Annotated in this window: 1 protein-coding gene; it reads right to left on the bottom strand. The window is 68.3% G+C overall.

The window, feature by feature from the left end; genetic code table 11:
- Positions 1-2,346, bottom strand: a 2,346-nt coding sequence (uvrB, locus tag I53_RS00615; protein WP_374701283.1) for an excinuclease ABC subunit UvrB, incomplete at its 3' end; no start/stop codon positions are given.
- Positions 2,347-2,371 lie beyond the last annotated feature (25 nt).

Genomic DNA, 2,371 nt, shown 5'->3' with positions numbered 1-2,371 from the left:
CGGCGCGAGGCCGCCCACCGGAAGCTCCCGGTCCGTGCCGGGGCCCATATTGTCGAGGTCGGGCTTGGCGATGCGGCTGCCGCCTCCGCCTGCGCCCCCTGCCCCGCGCGGCGCCTTCCGGCCGAACTTCCCGGCCTCGCGCTCCACGTCGCTCTGTCGTGCCATCGGGTCGTCCGAGACCAGAAGCTCGGTGGCCTGGAGCCGCTTCAGCTCGTCGCGCAGGCGGGCTGCCTCCTCGAAGTCGAGATCGGCGGCGGCGGCGCGCATGCGCTTCTCCAGATCCGCCATCACGGCCTTGAGGTTGTGGCCCACCGTGATCGCGTCCTTGGCCAGCCCGGTATCGACCTGGACGTGGTCGCGCTCGAACACGCTGCTGAGGATGTCGGCGATGCCGCGCTTCACGCTCTGCGGCGTGATCCCGTGCTCTTCGTTGTAGGCGAGCTGCTTGGTGCGGCGCCGCTCGGTCTCGGCCATCGCCCGCTCCATCGAGCCGGTGATGTTGTCCGCGTACAGGATGCAGCGCGCGTCGGCGTTGCGGGCGGCGCGGCCGATGGTCTGGATCAGAGAGGTCTCCGAGCGGAGGAAGCCCTCCTTGTCGGCGTCGAGGATCGCCACCAGGGCGCATTCCGGGATGTCGAGGCCCTCGCGCAGGAGGTTGATGCCGATCAGCACGTCGAAGGCACCGAGCCGCAGGTCGCGGATGATCTCGATGCGCTCCAGCGTGTCGATGTCGGAGTGCATGTAGCGCACCCGCACGCTGTTCTCGTGGAGATACTCGGTGAGGTCCTCGGCCATGCGCTTGGTGAGCGTCGTCACCAGCGTCCGGTAGCCGGCCTGCGCGACTTCGCGGACCTCGCCCAGCAGGTCGTCCACCTGGCTGCGGGCCGGGCGGATCTCGATCACCGGATCCACGAGCCCCGTCGGGCGGATCACCTGCTCGGCGAAGACACCGCCGGTCTGCTCCATCTCCCACTTCCCGGGCGTCGCCGAGACGTGGACCGTCTGCGGGCGCATCGCGTCCCATTCCTCGAAGCGCAGGGGGCGGTTGTCGAGGCAGGAGGGCAGCCGGAAGCCGTATTCGGCGAGCGTCGCCTTCCGGCGGAAGTCGCCCCGGTACATGCCGCCGATCTGCGGCACCGTGACGTGGCTCTCGTCGGTGAAGACCAGGGCGTTGTCGGGCAGGTACTCGAACAGGGTCGGCGGCGGCTCGCCGGGCTTCCGGCCGGTGAGGTAGCGGGAATAGTTCTCGATGCCGTTGCAGGCGCCGGTGGCCTCGATCATCTCGATGTCGAAGGTGCAGCGCTGGTCGATGCGCTGCGCCTCGATGAGCCGGCCCATCTTGGTCAATTCCTCGATCCGGCCGTTCAGCTCGTTCTTGATGCCCTTGATCGCCTGCTGCAGCGTCGGGCGCGGCGTCACGTAGTGCGAGTTGGCGTAGACCTTCACGAACTTCAGTTCGGAGATCGTCTTGCCGGTGAGCGGATCGAACTCGACGATGCTCTCGACCTCGTCGCCGAACAGGCCGATGCGCCAGCCGCGGTCTTCCAAGTGGGCGGGCCACAGCTCGATGGAATCGCCGCGCACCCGGAAGGTGCCGCGGACGAAATCCGACTGGATCCGCTTGTACTGCAGGGCCACGAGGTCGGCGATGAGCTGGCGCTGCTCGATCCGCTCGCCGAGCGACACGGTGAACGACATCGCCGTGTAGGTCTCGACCGAGCCGATGCCGTAGATGCACGAGACCGAGGCGACGATGATGACGTCGTCCCGCTCCAGCAGGGCGCGGGTGGCGGCGTGGCGCATCCGGTCGATCTGCTCGTTGATCGAGGATTCCTTCTCGATGAACGTGTCGGAGCGCGGGACGTAGGCCTCGGGCTGGTAATAGTCGTAATAGGAGACGAAGTACTCGACGGCGTTGTCCGGGAAGAACGCCTTGAACTCCCCGTAGAGTTGCGCGGCCAGCGTCTTGTTGGGCGCCAGGATCAGGGCCGGGCGCTGGGTCTCCTCGATGATCTTGGCCATCGTGAAGGTCTTGCCCGAGCCGGTGACGCCGAGCAGCACCTGATCGCGCTCGAGTCCCTGCACGCCGCCGACGAGTTCGGCGATCGCTTTCGGCTGGTCACCGGCGGGCTTGAACTCGGATTTCAGCGTGAACCGGACGCCACCCTCGGATTTCTTCGGTCGCTCCGGGCGGTGCGGGACCCAGGTCTGGCCGTCCTTGAACAGCGGGTTGCCCTCGGTGAGCAGCCGCTCCAGGGCCGACACCGTCGCGGAGGCGCCGCCGTCGCCGCCGGGATCCGGCAGGTCGGCGCCTTCGGGCACCGGACCGTCCTCCGGCGGCGTCAGGCCGAGCGCCTGGCGAGGCGCGGAT

The organism is Methylobacterium sp. B1 (assembly GCF_000333255.1).
GTDB lineage: Bacteria > Pseudomonadota > Alphaproteobacteria > Rhizobiales > Beijerinckiaceae > Methylobacterium > Methylobacterium fujisawaense.
Note: the sequence above shows the minus strand (reverse complement) of the source record. Positions and strands in the feature narration are given on the sequence as shown.